Here is a 15,901-nt window from a genome sequence, read left to right as displayed (position 1 = left end):
CCCCACCCAGAGCCCGCGCCCCCTGGGTGGGCCGACCTCGGCAGGGAGCTCGGGGAGGCATCCTCAGCGCCGGCTTCACGGTGCGGATCGTGGACACCCGGTCGCGCAGTTCCCCGCGCCCCTCACCCACTTGGTGCCAGACGGCACCCCCAGCCGTCAGGCGCTTGAAGACGAACGCCCACCCCAGCCCGTCCGGCGTTTGAAGACGCGAGCGCCCACCCCAGCCCGTCATGGGGGTCCCCCCTGGCCCTTGAGGCCTTGGGGGAGATTGAGGACGAGCGCCCTTAAGGCGCGAACGGGGGCGGAGCCCCAGGAGCTTGGACCTCAGCCCGTTTCCCGACCCCCGGAGGGCCACGGGCATGCTCGGCGGGGTGGGGCCGGGGTGGGGGACGTCAGCGGCCCAGGGGCCAGGCGGCGGCGTGGGGGCCGGCTTCGCCGGCGTAGCGGGCGCACGCGTCCGTCAGCGCCTCAAGAACGGTCAGCGGGTCCGGAAGCGCATGCTCCGGCCCCCGTACCCACCCCACGGAGAGCTCCCCCGGCAGCCGCGCGGGCGGCACGAGGACATAGCTCCCCCGGCAGTGCCACCGCAGCCCCGGATGCTCGTCCATCGTCTCGGGATGGCAGTCGAGCTCACAGGGCCACCACTCGTCCTCGTCCTCGGGCGTACCCCGCGTCGCGGTGAAGAACAGCATCCGCCCGTGGTCGCCCTCGCCCGCCGCCTCGGCGACCGGCCCGACGTCGATGCCCTCGGAGAGCAGCCGCGCCAACGCCTCGCGCCCCGCTTCGAGCGGCACGTCGAGCACGTCGTGGACCATGCCGGTCGCGGTGATGAAGTTGGCCTCGGGCTGGCCGAGTGCCCAGCGCTCGATCTGGGCGCGGTCGGTCGTCGACTGCGTCTGCCAGGCGAAGGAGACGGGGTGGCGGGCGGGCGTGGGACACCCCACGCGCTCGCAGGAACACCGGAATCCCACGGGGTACGCGGCGGGCGCGAGCGGCAGACCGGCGGCGGCCACGGCGAGCAGCAGGTCGAGCCGGCCCTGGTCCGCGCCCGGAGCGTCCTTGGGCCGCCTGCGCAGCCAGCGGGACAGTTTGCTCTCCTCGCCGCGGGAACGGCCGAACTCGGCGCCCATCTATCCCCTCACCTCACGGTCGACCGCAAAAAACTGTCGTCCAACGCTGAACATCGTCCCACCATCCTGCTCCCCGGGTGACCGCACCGGACATCCGGGGGGTGTGACATGGCCCGCCCATGACCGTCGGCCGACCTCCGCATGACCGGCTCCGGGCCATCGGGGGCCGCGGCCGCACACGTGAGCCAGGGCACACCACGCGTACCCCCGGTGTGGGAGGTACGGCTGAGGCGTACGGCGACGCACGTGCCATCGACGTACGGGTGAACCGCACGGGCCGGGTGAAAAACACCCGGACGGTGCACTGCGCGGACGGCCGCCACGGCGGACCATGGGCTGCACGCGGCCACACGTCAGTGTGGCCCAAGTCGCCCGTGAGGAGCCCTCATTGCCTCCTGCAGCCCGTGACCTCCGTACTCCGAGAACCGCCCGACCCCGGCGCTATCTGATGTGCCCACCGGCACACTTCAAGGTCACGTACTCCATCAACCCGTGGATGGACCCCGACAAGCCCGTCGATCTGCCGCTCGCCCTGGCCCAGTGGGAGGATCTGCGCGACCGGTACCGCGCGCTCGGCCACACCGTCGAACTGCTCGCCCCGCGCCCCGACCTGCCGGACATGGTCTTCGCCGCCAACGGCGCGACCGTGATCGACGGCCGGGTGCTCGGCGCCCGCTTCGCCCATCCCGAACGGGCCGCGGAGGCCGAGGTCCACCGCGACTGGTTCCGCGCGCACGGCTTCGCCACCGTCCACGAGCCGGCCCACATCAACGAGGGCGAGGGCGACTTCGCCGTCACGGACTCCTACGTTCTCGCCGGCCGCGGCTTCCGTTCGAGCCCGCTCTCGCACGACGAGGCCCAGGAGTTCTTCGGCCGCCCGGTCATCGGCCTCGACCTCGTGGATCCGCGCTACTACCACCTGGACACGGCCCTGTGCGTCCTCGACGACACGGCCGGCGAGATCATGTACTACCCGCCGGCCTTCTCCCCCGGCAGCCGGGCCGTGCTGTCCAGACTCTTCCCGCACGCGCTGATCGCCGAGGAGCCGGACGCGGCCGCGCTCGGGCTCAACGCGGTGAGCGACGGCCGCAACGTCCTGCTCCCCCAGGGCGCCGTCGGCCTCTTCGGCCCGCTGCGCGCACGGGGGTACGAGCCGGTCGGCATGGACCTGGGCGAGCTGCTCAAGGGTGGCGGCAGCGTGAAGTGCTGCACGCAGGAGCTGCGTACCTGATCCGGCCCATTGCGAACGAGGGACCCTAAGCCGGGTCCGCCGGGTCCGCGGGGTGGGTCGGCCACGCGTCGCCCCACTCCGCGTCCCGGGCCTCCCGGTACAGCGGACCCTGCCGCTTGCTGACCGTCTCGCGGCGCAGCCGCTCGTCCGGCAGGCACAGGTCGAGCAGCACCAGCCCCTTACGGATCTGGGGGCGCCGGACGATCCGCGCGCCGGCGGGCGACGGGACGAACCGGGTGGCGGCGACATAGCTGAACTTCTCGTCCTCGTACGCGAGCGAGCCGCCCTTGACCTGGCGGTGCAGCGACGAACGGGAGACGCGGGCCGAGAAGTGGCACCAGTCGGTGCCGGGCTCGATGGGGCAGGCCGCGCTGTGCGGGCAGGGCGCGGCGATATGGAATCCGGCCGCGATCAGCCGGTCGCGTGCCTCGATGACGCGGGCGTAGCCGTCGGGGGTGCCCGGCTCCACGATGAGGACGGCTCCGGTGGCGGCCCCGGCCGCCGCGTCCACCAGGGTGCGCCGGTCGTCGGCGGTGAGCTCGTTCAGGACGTACGAGACGGTGACGAGGTCGGCAGGGTCCAGGGCGAGCGCCGAGCCGATGCGGGCGCGCTCCCAGCGGGCGGTGCGCAGCCCGGGCACCCCGGAGGCCTCGGCGAGTTCACGGCCGACGGCGAGCGCGGGCTCGGCCCAGTCCAGGACGGTGGTGGCGACCGGCGTGTGCGCGTCCTGCCATGCCTCGGCGACCGCCCAGCTCGCGGAGCCGGTGCCGCCGCCGATGTCGGTGTGGGTGGCGGGCGTCCACGCTCCGGCCGCGTCCCGGAACGCGCCGAGGGCAGCGCGTACGGCCTCGAAGGTGGCGGGCATCCGGTACGCGGCGTACGCGGCAACGTCGGAGCGGTCGCGCAGCACCGGGGCGTGGGTGGGGACGGTGCCGCGGTAGTGGCCGATCAGCCGGTCGACGGCGCTCGCGGTCCCCGAGGGCGGCAGCCCGTCGAGCAGTCCGGCCAGGGTCGAGCGCAGGACGTCCGGGAGGGGGAGGGAGTGGTTCACCGGCAGGAGTCTACTTTTGCGGCGCCGCGTCCCCGGCCGTCATGGTGAACGGCTGGTGCGCGCGCTGCCAGGGGCGGCACAGGAGCAGGAAGCAGAGCAGCGCGCCGACCGCCGCGGCGAGCTGGACGACCGCCATGGGCACGGCGGTCGCGTCGCCCGCGATGCCGACGAGCGGGGACGCGACCGCGCCCACCAGGAAGGAGGAGGTGCCGAGCAGCGCGGAGGCGGAACCGGCGGCGTTCGGGGTGCGCATCAGAGCCTGGGCGTTGGTGTTCGGCATGGCGAGGCCCATCGCCGACATCAGCACGAACAGGCCGGCCGCGATCGGCGCGAGGCCCACGTCGCCGAAGACGCCGGACGTCATGAGGAGCAGGGCGGTGGCCGCCAGGGTGATCACGGCGAGGCCGAAGCCGAGCGCCTTGTCGAGGCTGACGCGGCCGATGAGGAGCTTGCCGTTGATCTGGCCGACGACGACCAGGCCGATGGAGTTCAGGCCGAAGAGGAGGGAGAAGGTCTGCGGGGAGGCGCCGTAGATTTCCTGCACGACGAAGGGCGAGGCGGATATGTAGGCGAAGAGCGCGGCGAAGGCGAGCCCGCCCGCCAGCATGTAGCCCGTGAAGACGCGGTCCTTGAGGAGTCCGCCCATGGTGCGCAGCGCCTCCCCGACACCGCCGGAGTGGCGGCGCTCGGGCGGCAGCGTCTCATGCAGCCACTTGAAGACGACGGCGGTGAGCACGGTCCCGATGACGGTGAGGACGGCGAAGACGCCCCGCCAGTCGGTCAGCCGCAGCACCTGTCCGCCGATCAGCGGGGCGACCACGGGCGCGACGCCGGAGATCAGCATCAGGGTGGAGAAGAACCGGGCCATCTCGACGCCGTCGTAGAGGTCGCGCACCACGGCCCGGGCGATGACGATGCCCGCGGCTCCGGCCAGACCCTGCAACAGGCGGAAGGCGATGAGGAGTTCGACATTGGGCGCGAAGGCGCAGACCGCGGTGGCCAGGACGTACACGACCATGCCGATGAGGAGCGGGCGCCGCCGCCCCCACTTGTCACTCATGGGCCCGACGACGAGCTGGCCGAGCGCCATGCCGGCGAGGCACGCGGTGAGGGTGAGCTGGACGGTGGCGGCGGGCGCGTGCAGCGCGCCGGTGACCTCGGGCAACGCCGGCAGATACATGTCCATGGAGAGCGGCGGGAGCGCGGTGAGCCCGCCGAGGACGAGCGTGACGAGGAGGCTGGTGCGGCGGAGGGCGGCGGAGGCCATGGGGGCCGTTCCGGTCCCACCGGTCCCGTCGGCCCCACTGGTCCTGTCGGCGCCACTGGTCCCGTGGACCACACGGCTGTCGTCGACGGCCGCGTCGGCCGTGGTCGGTATGGGGCCCTGGCTGTCCTGGCCGCCGCGCTCCGGCATCGTTCTCTCTCCTTGAAAGTTGAAACGAATACCCATGGTCGCAGTCGGCGGGCGCTGGCGGGACCACCCGGACCGCACAGAAAGGGAGGGACGGGTCACACCCGCCGCACCGGGTCGGGCACGTTCGGCGCGGGCCGGGCGCGCGGCTCCCACATCGCGGACGTGCCGTCTCATCCACCGGCCCCTCCCGTACGCTCCGGGCCCATGGACATCACCTCGCAGAAGTCTGCCGTCGTGACCGGGGCCGGGTCCGGCATCGGCCGCTCCGTGGCCCTCGCGCTGGCCGGCGCGGGCTGGTCGGTGGCGCTGGCCGGGCGCCGCGCCGAGGCGTTGGAGGAGACCGCCGCGCTGGCCGGCCCCGGTTCCCGCGTCCTGTGCGTACGGACCGACGTGACCTCGCCGGACGACGTGAACGCCCTGTTCTCGACGGCGCTCGCCGCGCACGGCCGGGTGGACCTGCTCTTCAACAACGCGGGCACGTTCGGGCCCGGCGGGGTGCCCGTCGAGGAGCTGTCGTACGAGGCGTGGCGTTCGGTCGTCGAGGTGAACCTGAACGGCGCCTTCCTCTGCGCGCAGGCGGCGTTCCGCGCGATGAAGGGGCAGACCCCCCAGGGCGGCCGGATCATCAACAACGGGTCGATCTCGGCGCACGCGCCCCGGCCGAACTCGGTGGCGTACACGGCGACCAAGCACGCCATGACCGGCCTGACCAAGTCGCTCTCCCTGGACGGGCGTCCGTACCGGATCGCCGTCGGGCAGATCGACATCGGCAACGCGGCGACCGAGATGACGCAGCGCATGCAGACCGGGATCCCGCAGGCGAACGGGGAGTTGGCGGTGGAGCCGGTGATGGACGCGCAGGACGTCGCGCGCACCGTGGTGCACATGGCGGAGCTGCCGCTGGAGGCGAACATCCAGTTCGCGACGGTGCTGGCCACGGCGATGCCGTACATCGGGCGCGGCTGAGTCCGCCTCTGCCCCCACCCCCCTTCCCCTCGCTCTGCCCGCCTCCGCCCGGCCCCTGCCGAGGGAGCTGGAATAGCCGGGCGCGTACGGCAGTTGGGCCGGTCATGACGAGCGACGCGCAGCCCGAGATCCTCCGCTACACCGCCTTCGCGAGCGACCCCTCAGGGGGCAATCCGGCCGGGGTCGTCCTGGATGCCTCCGGGCTCGACGACGGCGCGATGCTGGCGATCGCGGCCGACCTCGGCTACAGCGAGTCGGCGTTCTTGACGGCGCCGCCCGAGGGGCTCGGGGAGCCGGGCCGCGCGTTCACGCTGCGGTTCTTCAGCCCGAAGGCGGAGGTGTCGTTCTGCGGGCACGCCACCGTGGCGACGGCGCTCGCGCTCGGCGAGCGGATCGGCACCGGGGAGCTGACGTTCGCGACGCCGGCGGGCACGGTGCCGGTGACCGTCGCCGAGGACCCGGCGAGCGGCCGGCTCCGCGCCACCCTGACCAGCGTCGAGCCGCACTCCGAGCCCGTCGGAGAGAAGGATCTCGTCGAGGCGCTGGCCGCTCTTGACTGGCCGGCCGGCGATCTCGACCCGGCGATCGCACCCCGGATCGCGTTCGCGGGCGCCCGCCATCTGGTCCTCGGCGCGGCCACCCGCGAGCGCCTCGCGGACCTGTCGTACGACTTCGACCGGCTCACGGCGCTGATGCACCGGCTCGACCTGACCACCGTCCAACTGGTGTGGCGCGCCTCGGATTCGGTGTTCCACGTCCGCGACCCGTTCCCGGTCGGCGGGGTCGTGGAGGACCCGGCCACGGGTGCGGCGGCGGCCGCGTTCGGGGCGTACGCGCGTGAACTGGGCCTGGTCGCCGAGGAGTCGGTGCTGACCCTGCACCAGGGCGAGGACCTGGGCCGCCCCGGCGAGCTCACGGTGACGCTGCGCGCCGGTGACCCGCGGGTGCGGGTGAGCGGGGTGGGCACGCGTATCGAGGCGTGAGCGGGGTGGGCATGCGTATCGAGGCTGAGCAGCGTAGGCACGCGCATCACGGCGTGAGCGGCGTAGGCACGCGCATCACGGCGTAAGCGGCGGCGCCGGGGGCGGGACCGGTATCAGGCCTGGCCGGTCTCGAAACGGCTGATCCGGCCGGCGCCGTCGACGGTGAAGTGCCACGAGGTGCGCATCTCGCCCCAGGTGTCGTTGCGGTAGTTGGCGACCAGGCCGAGCCCGTCGCGGGTCTGCTTCTCGATGTCCATGTGGCCGCCGGCGGAGAAGATCTCGCGCTCGGTCCAGTCGGCGACGTCGCGGTCGGAGCCGTCGTCGGACATGGTGGCCCCGGGGGCGAGGGCGGCGGCGAAGGCGGCGCGGTCACCGGAGTTGAGGGCACCGACGAAGGCGCGGACGGCCGGGTCGGTCAGCTTGTCGAGGGCGATGGTCACGGTCTCTCCCGGTCGGTGGGGCGGGGGACGCCCGGGGGCGTTCACCTCTCAGGACACCCCAGCCGTCCCGGCCGCGCCACCGGTGCGCCCCCGGAAGGCTCAGGCGGCCCGGCCGCGTGGGAGCTCACCCGCTCGGTGGACGCAGACACAGCGTGGTGCACCGCACCGCCGGTGGGGTCACCCGCTCGGGAGACGCAGCGTGGTGACCGCGCCGCCGGTGGGGGCGTTGGAAAAGCGCAGGTCGATACCGAGTACGTGCGCCTGGCCCACGGCGATCGTGAGGCCGAGTCCGTGGCCCCTGCCGCGCCCCGGGTCGCCGGTGCGGAAGCGCTGGGGGCCCCGGTCGATGAGATCGGCGGGGTAGCCGGGCCCGTGGTCGCGGATCTCCACGACGGGCCCGTCCACGGTGAGGCTGACCGGTGGGGCGCCGTGCCGGTGGGCGTTGACGACCAGGTTGGCGATGATGCGGTCGAGGCGGCGCCGGTCGGTGCGTACGACGGCGTCCCGTACGACGTGCACCTCGCAGGGCAGCGCCGTGGCGAGCACCGCGCGCCGCACGAGCGGCCCCACCTCGTGTTCGGCGAGTTCGGGCCGCTCGGCGCCGGCGTCGAGCCGGGAGATTTCGAGAAGATCCTCGGTGAGGGTGTGCAACGCCTTGAGGCGGTCGTTGATCATCTCCTTGGGGCGCCCCTCGGGAAGCAGCCCGGCGGCGGCGAGCATCCCGGTGAGCGGCGTACGCAGTTCATGGGCGACGTCCGCGGTGAACCGCTTCTCGGACTCCAGGCGGCGTTGCAGGGAGGCGGCCATCGAGTCCAGGGCGACCGCGACGGCCGTCACCGCGTCGTGTTCGGCCGCCTTGCCGCCGGCCGGGATGCCGGTGCGCACATCGAGGTCGCCGTCGGTGATCCGGCGCGCGACGGTGGCCGTACGGTGCAGCCTGCGGCTGATCCGCCCCGCGAAGTAGGTGCCGGCCAGGGTCACGCTGCCCGCCGCGAGCAGCGCGGAGCCGAGGATCGCGGTGTCCATCTGGCGCAGGTGGTCGCGGGTGCTCTCGTACGGGACGGACAGTGCGAGCACCTGACCGCCGGCCGGTGCCGCCGCCCACATGACCGCCATGCCGCCGCGCTCGCCGACCATCAGGCCGCGCTCGCCACCCTCCGCCAACTTCCTCAGCGGGTCGGGGAGTTCGGGCGGGTTGAGGACGGCGGCGTGCCCGTCGGTGGTCTCCGTGCCGTACGCGTACTGCTTGAGCGCGGCATCGAGGTCCTGTCGCGCCTCCTTGCGGACCTCATCCACCCGCTGCCGGGTCAGGACGTTGTGCACGAGGACGCCGAGGATGGCGGCGACGGCGCAGGCCACCCCGGCGACGGTGAGCACGATCTTCCAGCGCAGACCGTACGTCCAGCCCGGGCGCAGCCGCTCGTGCCAGGGGGCCGTCACGCGGGGCCGCCGGGTGCGGGGGTGCGTGTGGTCGGCGTGGTCGGCGTCGATGTGGGCGTCGATGTGGGCGTGGGCGTGACGCAGGGCAGGCCCGAGGTCTGCCGCACGGCACGGCAGGTGTCGAGCTTGAGCTCGATGAGGGCCATCATCGAGCCGTCCCAGCCGTAGTGCGAGACGTAGACGAACCGGTCGTTCGAGGTGGGTTCGCGGATGGCGAGGTGCCCGGCGGCGAGCTCGACCCCTTCGAGGACCGCGCGCCGCGAGAAGACACGGGTGACGGCGCCGTCGACCACGTGGTAGACCCGCATCTCGCTGGCCCGGCCGTCGATGTCGACGGCGGTGATCAGCTCGGCGCGTCCGTCGCCGGTCAGGTCGCGCAGGACGGGTTCGCGCACCCCGCACGCGGCGGCCCGCGTACAGCCCGCGACGCGCTCGGCGGCCCGCCGGTCCACGAGCCGGCCGGTGCCCAGGTCCTCGCGCTCGGTGGCGCCGAGGTCCGCCTTGACCACGGCGAGCGGGTCGGCGTCCCGCAGGTCACCGGAGTCCACCTTGGCGACGCCGGGCACGGTGAAGGGCCGGCCGCGCTGCTGCTCGGAGCCGGGCGGGGAGGGCACGGAGTGGGGCCACAGCGGTTCGGGCGGTGCGACGCGCGCCGCCGCGCCGTCGCGGTGCAGCCCTTCCACGTCCGCACAGCCCGCCGCCGCGGCGACGAGGCAGAACGCCAGGAGGAGCCCCCGCCGGCCGGGGCGGCGGCGCGCGTCCGGACCCTCAGCCAAGTTGCCCGAGCATGCCGGTGACGGAGTTGAGCGCGGTGTGCAGCGAGGGGGCGACGGCCGTATCGGCGAGATAGAAGCCGAACCCGGCGCAGATGAGCGCGTGGGACAGCTTGGTGCCGCCTTTGCGCAAGAGGAAGAAGGCTCCCGCCGCGAGGGCGAGCATCACGGGAAAGTGCAGGGAAGGCACGGCGTTTTCACCTCGTGTCCCCGAGTCGAAATGAGCGGCACCGCCCCCGAGGAGGCGGGCCACCGGTTCCGTTCGTCCGGTACCGCACATCACGCTACGACCGGGGGTCGCGTTCCGCCACACGGAGGATGACGGGGTGACTTCGGAGGGTGATGGAAGCAGGTGAGGCGGCGCCCCGGGGTGGGTTGAGCTTGGCAAGGTGCCCAGCGTGGACATCCCCAGCCCGTCCGGTGCCGCTGCGGGATGACCCTGTGCTGGGCACCCGAGGGAGACATCCCCAGTCTGGGGCGGAGCCCCTGAGGCCCGGCTGTCACCTGCGGACCGTGCGTGGCCGGCCGCGCAGTTCCCCGCGCCCCCTGCAGGGCACCCGCCGTGGCGGAGCCACGCACGTGCCACAGCCCCGCGCCCCTGCAGGGCACCCGGCATCGAAAGGTCGCACCCACCGTGGCGGAGCCACGCACATGTCACAGCCCCCCACCCCACGGTAGGGCAGAGGGCAGACGAGTCGGGCTGTACGCCGGGTTCTGTACCCCGGGACCTCGCGGTCATCGGGGCGACGGCCATCCATCTAGGACCGGCGTTGCCGCCGGCCTCGTGCGGTCTACCCGCGGACTCGGGCAGGCTGCCCTCGATCGTCCGCGCAGAAGCACCGAGGTGCTCCCTCTTGACCTTGCTCCGGGTGGGGTTTACCTAGCCGCCTGAGTCACCTCAGGCGCTGGTGGTCTCTTACACCACCGTTTCACCCTTACCTGGGACCGAAGTCCCCGGCGGTCTGTTTTCTGTGGCACTGTCCCGCGGGTCACCCCGGGTGGCCGTTGGCCACCACCCTGCCTTGTGGAGCCCGGACGTTCCTCGGGAAGATCCAGAGGATCTCCACGCGGCCGCCCGCCCGGCTCGTCTGCCGTGCCGACCATGCTACCCGCAGCGGGGCAGCACGACGGCCGAGCCCCCGGCGCCGAACCGCGCGGCCGGCACCGGCACCCAGCACCGACGCCGCACCGCCCACACCCACCCCAGCACCGCACCCGCACTCGCACCCGCACCCGCACTCGCACTCACACCCGCACCCGCACCCGCTTGCCCCTGCCGCAGCGTCAACGTTTCTAATGGGGCCATGCGGATCTCGGAGATCGCCGCGCTGACCGGGGTGACCACGCGGGCGGTCAGGCACTACCACCACCTCGGGCTGCTGCCGGAACCCGCCCGGCTGGCCAACGGCTACCGGCAGTACACCGTGCGGGACGCCGTCGCGCTCGCCCGCATCAGGCGCCTCGCCGAACTCGGGCTCGGCCTCGACGAGGTGCGGGACGTCATCGCCGACGACGCCGGGCACGAACTGGCCGACGTACTAAGGGAGTTGGACGCGGGCCTCGCCCGCCAGGAAGAACGGATCCGGGCCCGGCGCGCCCGGCTCGCCACGCTGCTTGCCCGCGCCGAGCACCGCCCCCTCTCGGCCGACGACGAGTTCTCGCCCGAACTGGCCGACCTCTTCGCGGAGTTGGGTACGGCGTCGGAGCCGGCCGGCTCGGCCATGGCCGCCAAGGACCGCGAGCTGCTCGCCCTCATGACGACCGCCGCGCCCCCCGAGGAGCGGGAGCGGCTGCTTGCCGCCGTCCGCAACACGGCCGCGGCACCGGGCGCCGTCGAGCAGGCGCAGGAGGTGTACGCCCTGCTCGACGCGCTGGCGGACGCCGATCCTTCGGACCCCCGCGTCGAGACGGCCGCGCGGGCGCTCGCCGCCTGCCTGCCGCCCGAACTGGAGGAGAGGATCTCGGCGCACGCGACCGCCGACCTCGGCCCCGGTCACACCCACGACTCCGGCCACCCCCACGGCCCCGCCCCCGCCCCCGCCCCCGCCGGCCAGGGCGTGCTCAGGGCCTTCCTCGCCGACCTCGCTCCTGCCCAGGCAGAGGCAGTACGACGAGCCATGCTGAGCATGGCATCGCAGAAGGGCACGCCGACACCATGAGCCACGACGACGCCATGAGCCACGAGGACCCCCGCACGACCCCGCCCCGCCCCGGTCCCGCCCGGCGCGGCTTCCTACCCGAGCCGCTGGCCCGGCTACTGACTCACGAGGCCCGGGTGTTCAAGAGCTTCGGCCTGTGGATCACCCGGCGCAGGCATCAAGTGGGGCCTGCGGACCGGGCGTTCGGGTACGCGAGACCGCAGGCGGCGACGGTGTACGGCCTGGCCTTCGTCTGCGTCGTCGAGACGGTCGGGGTGTCGTTCCTGGTACGCGAATGGCCGGCCGTGCACGCGGCGCTGTTCGTCCTGGACCTCTATACGGTCCTGCTGGTCCTCGGCATGCAGGCCGCCGCCGTCACCCGGCCGCACGTGCTGACCCCGGACGCCCTGCGCTTGCGCGCCGGCGCCCGGGCGGACCTGATCATCCCGCTGGCCCATATAGCGCGCGTCCGCGCCGAGTTGAGATTCCAGGGCGCGGGCGGAGCGGCCCCGGAGGGCGTACTGGAGCTCCCCGTCGGCTCCCAGACCTCCCTCACCGTGGAGCTGACCGAGCCCGTCACCCACGTACAACTCCTGGGCGGGCGGCGGGAGGTGACGGCCGTACGCTTCCATGCGGACGAGTCGGCGGAGCTGGCGAAGGCGCTGCGGGCGGCCACCGCCGGGTGATCGGCGGCCGGGTCACGCGGGCGTGAACTGGACCTTCGCGGTGCCGGGGTCGGCCTGGGTGAGGCGGACGCGCAGCCGCTCGCCGAGCGGGAGGCTGCCGCCGCCCTCGATGCGGGCGACGACCGCGGGATCGGTCAAGTGGACGGTGCCGACAGTCGGTTGACGGTCCTTCACGTCGACGACCGTCGCGTCGAAGACCTCACCCACGCGGTCCTTGAGCAGCGCCGCCTCGACGATGTCCACGCTCTCGCGCTCCACCGTGTTGGCCCGGCTCGTGCCCTGCGCCATCTCCTTGGGCAGCGCGTCGAGCGCGGCCGCCACCCACTGGGGCGGGTCCTGCCCGGCCACCGCGGCGAGGCACAGCTCACCGGCGTACCGGTCCACGAGGCGGCGCAGCGGGGCGGTGCAGTGGGTGTACGGGGCGGCCACCGCGGCGTGCACGGCGAGCTGGGGCGCGGTACCGCCGGTGAACACGGAGTACCCGGCGCCGCGCAGCAGTGCGGTGCACTCCTGGAGGAACGCCGCGTGGTTCGGCTCGCGCGGATCGAGGGAGCGGACGACGGCGGCGTACGGGACGTGGTGGGGCCAGTCGATGCCCAGCGCCTGCGCCGAGCGGCGCAGCCGGGCGACCGCGCCGTCCGGGGCGCTGGGCAGGGTGCGCAGGATCCCGGTGCCGTGCGCCAGCATCAGCTGGGCGCCCGCGATGCCGGTGAGCAGGGAGATCTGGGCGTTCCAGCCGTCGGCGGGCAGCGGGGCGCGGTAGGTGAGGCCGTAGCGATGGTCCTGCTCGACGATCTCCTGCTCGGGGACGTTGAGCGAGATGCCGCCGCGGGCGACCTCCTGCTGTTCGCGCAGGGTGCCGATGTCGCGCAGCAGCGCCAGGGACTCAGGCGCGGTACCGGCGTCGATCTGCTTCTGTACGCCTTCGTAGTCGAGCTTGGCGCGGCTGCGGACCAGGGCGCGGCGCACGTCGGTGTCCGTGGTCGCGCCGTCCGCGTCGAGATCGATCCGCCAGAGCAGCGCGGGGCGGGTGGCGTCGGGGAGGAGGCTGGCGGCGCCCTCGGAGAGCACGGTGGGGTGGAGCGGCGTCTTCTCGTCGGGGAAGTAGAGCGTGGTGACGCGGCGGTGCGCCTCGGCGTCCAGGGCGCCGCCCGGCGTGACGAACGCGGCGACGTCGGCGATGGCGTAGTACACGCGGTAGCCGCCGCCCGCCCGGCGCTCCAGGTACATCGCCTGGTCGAGGTCGGTGGAGGTGGGCGGGTCGATGGTGAAGAGCTCGATGCCGGTCGCGTCGTAGGCCGGCAACCGGGGCGAGGCGGCGGCGCGTGTCGCCTCCGCGAGGACGTCATCGGGAAACTCCGCGGGAACCCCGAGCGAGGCCCGCAACGCGTCGAACGCGGCGCACAGGGGGTCCTCGGCGGTGCGTTGCACACGGAGACGACGGCGGGGCATGTCTCCGAGCGTAGGGCCGACCACGACCCCCGGCACGTCGTACCCACCGCCGCTCGGCTCCGCCCTCGTCACCCCGCCAAGCAAAATCCAGCCCCTCGCGGCGTTTGAGGAGCGGGGTCCGGGGCGGATGCGGAGCCCCGTGCGGTGCCGGGTCCATCCCACGGCTTCGGGAGGCACCGGCGCGCTGAATCAGCCACTGCGGCGTTTGAGGAGCGGGGTCCGGGGCGGAGCCCCGTGCGGTGCCGGGGTGCCTCTCGGCCCGCGGAAGCTCAAACCCGCCCAAGCCGACCGCAGCGCTACGCTGGCGCGAGGGGCCGCACCCCCTCCCCCGACGTACACCAAGGAGAATCGCCGTGCTGGTGCTGTTGCCGCCCTCCGAAGGAAAGGCCGCTTCGGGTCGCGGGGCGCCGCTGAAGGCGGAATCGCTGTCCCTGCCGGGCCTCGCGCGGGCCCGCGCCACGATCCTCGACGAGCTCGTCGAGCTGTGCGCCGCCGACGAGGACAAGGCCCGCGACGTGCTGGGCCTGAGCGAGGGGCTGCGCGGCGAGATCGCCAAGAACGTCGAGCTGCGCACCGCGGGCACCCGCCCGGCCGGCGAGATCTACACCGGCGTCCTGTACGACGCCCTCGGCCTCGCCACCCTGGACGCCGCGGCCAAGCGCCGCGCCGCGAAGTCGCTGCTGGTCTTCTCGGGGCTGTGGGGCGCCGTCCACACCGGCGACCGTATCCCGTCCTACCGTTGCTCGATGGGCGTGAAGCTGCCCGGCCTCGGCGCGCTCGGGGCGTACTGGCGGACCGTGATGGACCCGGTCATGACCGAAGCCGCGGGCACGGGCCTCGTCCTGGACCTGCGCTCCTCCGCGTACGCCGCCGCATGGAAGCCCAAGGGCGCCGTGGCCGGGCGCACCGCCACCGTCCGGGTGCTGCACTCACAGACCGTCGACGGCGTCGAGAAGCGCTCGGTCGTCAGCCACTTCAACAAGGCGACCAAGGGCCGGCTCGTACGCGATCTGCTCACCGCCGGCGCCGCGCCCGCCGAACCGGCCGAGTTGGTCGAAACCCTGCGCGGCCTCGGATACGCCGTCGAGGCCGAGGCACCCGTGAAGCCGGGCCGCACCTGGTCCCTGGACGTGATCGTGACGCAGATCCACTGATCCACTGATCCACTGAGCGACTGAGCGACTGAGGGACTGAGACGCAGCCCCCAGAGCAACCCACCGTTGCAGCATGCGCAACGCTCGTTGCGCAGAACGCAGGGCCTCGGCAGGATGGGCGCATGACGCCCTCAGTCGAGCCCTCCTCCACCCCTGCCTCCGTCGCCTCCGTCCTGGATCTCGCGCCCGTCGTCCCCGTGGTGGTCATCGACGACGCCGCCGACGCGGTGCCGCTCGCGCGGGCGCTGGTGGCGGGCGGTCTCCCGGCGATCGAGGTGACCCTGCGCACCCCGGCCGCGCCGGGCGCGATCCGGGCCATCGCCGCCGAGGTGCCGGGCGCGGTGGTCGGGGCGGGCACGGTGCTATCGCCGGGCGGGGTCGCGGAGGCGGCAGGTGTGGGGGCCCGTTTCCTGGTGAGCCCGGGCTGGACGCCCACCCTCCTGCACGCGATGCGAGACTCGGGGCTGCCGTTCCTGCCCGGGGTCGCGACGGCGTCCGAGGTCGTGGCACTGCTCGAACAGGGCGTACGCGAGATGAAGTTCTTCCCGGCGGAGGCGGCGGGCGGCACGGCCTATCTGAAGTCCCTCGCGGGCCCGCTCCCCCAGGCCCGCTTCTGCCCGACCGGCGGCATCTCGCTCGCCTCGGCCCCTTCGTATCTGGCCCTGCCCAACGTGGCCTGCGTGGGCGGCACATGGATGCTCCCACCGGACGCGATCGCCGCCCGCGACTGGCCCCGGGTCGAAACCCTGGCCCGCGAGGCAGCAGCGCTGCGAGCCTTCTAGGGACACGGGCGCCTCCAGGGGCCCCGCCTCACCCCGCCTTCAGGAGCGCCGGGCCATCAGCGGCGCCGGGCCCTCAGGGGCGCCGGGCTTTCAGGGGCGCCGGGCCCTCAGGGGCGCCGGGCTTTCAGGGGCGCGGGGAACTGCGCGACCAGCCACCCACGACCCGCACCCCCCGTTATGTTTTCCGCGGTTCCGCAACGGAGCCGCTGGCCTCCGGGCTCGGCATGACTGTGTCCCCCTGTCGAAGGAATGACCTGGGGG

15 protein-coding genes and 1 other RNA gene are annotated in these 15,901 nt (G+C 73.6%); 7 read left to right on the top strand and 9 right to left on the bottom strand.

The genetic code is table 11. The features are described 5' to 3' along the window. Window positions 1-392: 392 nt before the first annotated feature. Complete coding sequence (locus AB0D31_RS23600) at window positions 393-1,130, bottom strand: bifunctional DNA primase/polymerase (protein WP_362726429.1); 738 nt, start codon at window positions 1,128-1,130, stop codon at window positions 393-395. Window positions 1,131-1,518: 388 nt separating this feature from the next. Here AB0D31_RS23600 and ddaH point away from each other — a divergent pair, with 388 nt between their 5' ends. Beyond that, entirely contained in the window at window positions 1,519-2,361 is an 843-nt protein-coding gene (ddaH, locus tag AB0D31_RS23595; RefSeq protein WP_362726426.1) for a dimethylargininase, read from the top strand. A gap of 25 nt (window positions 2,362-2,386) precedes the next feature. Here ddaH and AB0D31_RS23590 read toward each other — a convergent pair whose 3' ends face one another. Further along, on the bottom strand, window positions 2,387-3,412 hold the full coding sequence (locus tag AB0D31_RS23590) for a small ribosomal subunit Rsm22 family protein (RefSeq protein ID WP_362726423.1): 1,026 nt from the start codon (window positions 3,410-3,412) through the stop codon (window positions 2,387-2,389). A gap of 10 nt (window positions 3,413-3,422) precedes the next feature. Then, entirely contained in the window at window positions 3,423-4,826 is a 1,404-nt protein-coding gene (locus tag AB0D31_RS23585; RefSeq protein WP_362726420.1) for a multidrug effflux MFS transporter, read from the bottom strand. 204 nt (window positions 4,827-5,030) lie between these two features. Between AB0D31_RS23585 and AB0D31_RS23580 the strand changes: the two genes are divergently transcribed. Then, window positions 5,031-5,792 (top strand): SDR family oxidoreductase, encoded by a 762-nt coding sequence (locus AB0D31_RS23580; protein WP_362726418.1) that lies wholly within the window; start codon window positions 5,031-5,033, stop codon window positions 5,790-5,792. 104 nt (window positions 5,793-5,896) lie between these two features. After that, complete coding sequence (locus tag AB0D31_RS23575) at window positions 5,897-6,775, top strand: PhzF family phenazine biosynthesis isomerase (RefSeq protein ID WP_362726415.1); 879 nt, start codon at window positions 5,897-5,899, stop codon at window positions 6,773-6,775. Window positions 6,776-6,888: 113 nt separating this feature from the next. On the opposite strand, the gene AB0D31_RS23570 is transcribed toward AB0D31_RS23575, so the two are convergent. The 5 genes from AB0D31_RS23570 to rnpB form a co-directional block, all read right to left on the bottom strand. After that, a complete protein-coding gene (locus AB0D31_RS23570) occupies window positions 6,889-7,215 on the bottom strand; it encodes a nuclear transport factor 2 family protein (protein WP_362726412.1) in 327 nt (108 codons plus the stop codon). A gap of 177 nt (window positions 7,216-7,392) precedes the next feature. After that, entirely contained in the window at window positions 7,393-8,655 is a 1,263-nt protein-coding gene (locus AB0D31_RS23565; RefSeq protein ID WP_362726409.1) for a HAMP domain-containing sensor histidine kinase, read from the bottom strand. Next, window positions 8,652-9,431: a hypothetical protein gene (locus tag AB0D31_RS23560; protein WP_362726406.1), complete on the bottom strand. Its 780-nt coding sequence runs from the start codon at window positions 9,429-9,431 to the stop codon at window positions 8,652-8,654. The genes AB0D31_RS23565 and AB0D31_RS23560 overlap by 4 nt, the downstream gene beginning before the upstream one ends. Further along, a complete protein-coding gene (locus AB0D31_RS23555) occupies window positions 9,424-9,618 on the bottom strand; it encodes a hypothetical protein (RefSeq protein WP_159030374.1) in 195 nt (64 codons plus the stop codon). The genes AB0D31_RS23560 and AB0D31_RS23555 overlap by 8 nt, the downstream gene beginning before the upstream one ends. A gap of 497 nt (window positions 9,619-10,115) precedes the next feature. Then, window positions 10,116-10,515: RNase P RNA component class A (rnpB, locus tag AB0D31_RS23550), an RNA gene on the bottom strand. Window positions 10,516-10,732: 217 nt separating this feature from the next. Here rnpB and AB0D31_RS23545 point away from each other — a divergent pair. Together AB0D31_RS23545 and AB0D31_RS23540 are read left to right on the top strand one after the other, a co-directional pair. Then, on the top strand, window positions 10,733-11,587 hold the full coding sequence (locus tag AB0D31_RS23545) for a MerR family transcriptional regulator (RefSeq protein ID WP_362726403.1): 855 nt from the start codon (window positions 10,733-10,735) through the stop codon (window positions 11,585-11,587). After that, window positions 11,584-12,252: a hypothetical protein gene (locus tag AB0D31_RS23540; RefSeq protein WP_362726400.1), complete on the top strand. Its 669-nt coding sequence runs from the start codon at window positions 11,584-11,586 to the stop codon at window positions 12,250-12,252. Before AB0D31_RS23545 ends, AB0D31_RS23540 begins: the two co-directional genes overlap by 4 nt. Window positions 12,253-12,264: 12 nt before the next feature. Here AB0D31_RS23540 and AB0D31_RS23535 read toward each other — a convergent pair whose 3' ends face one another. Beyond that, the gene (locus AB0D31_RS23535; RefSeq protein WP_362726397.1) at window positions 12,265-13,704 is read right to left on the bottom strand and encodes an RNB domain-containing ribonuclease; all 1,440 of its coding nucleotides are present in this window, start codon (window positions 13,702-13,704) and stop codon (window positions 12,265-12,267) included. 353 nt (window positions 13,705-14,057) lie between these two features. Here AB0D31_RS23535 and yaaA point away from each other — a divergent pair, with 353 nt between their 5' ends. Together yaaA and eda are read left to right on the top strand one after the other, a co-directional pair. Next, window positions 14,058-14,858 (top strand): peroxide stress protein YaaA, encoded by an 801-nt coding sequence (yaaA, locus tag AB0D31_RS23530; RefSeq protein WP_362726394.1) that lies wholly within the window; start codon window positions 14,058-14,060, stop codon window positions 14,856-14,858. 122 nt (window positions 14,859-14,980) lie between these two features. Beyond that, entirely contained in the window at window positions 14,981-15,640 is a 660-nt protein-coding gene (gene eda, locus AB0D31_RS23525; RefSeq protein ID WP_362726391.1) for a bifunctional 4-hydroxy-2-oxoglutarate aldolase/2-dehydro-3-deoxy-phosphogluconate aldolase, read from the top strand. Window positions 15,641-15,901: the final 261 nt, after the last annotated feature.

Source organism: Streptomyces sp. NPDC048361 (genome assembly GCF_040651795.1).
Lineage (GTDB): Bacteria > Actinomycetota > Actinomycetes > Streptomycetales > Streptomycetaceae > Streptomyces.
The sequence above is the reverse complement of the archived record's forward strand: the minus strand, read 5'-3'. Positions and strand labels throughout refer to the sequence as shown.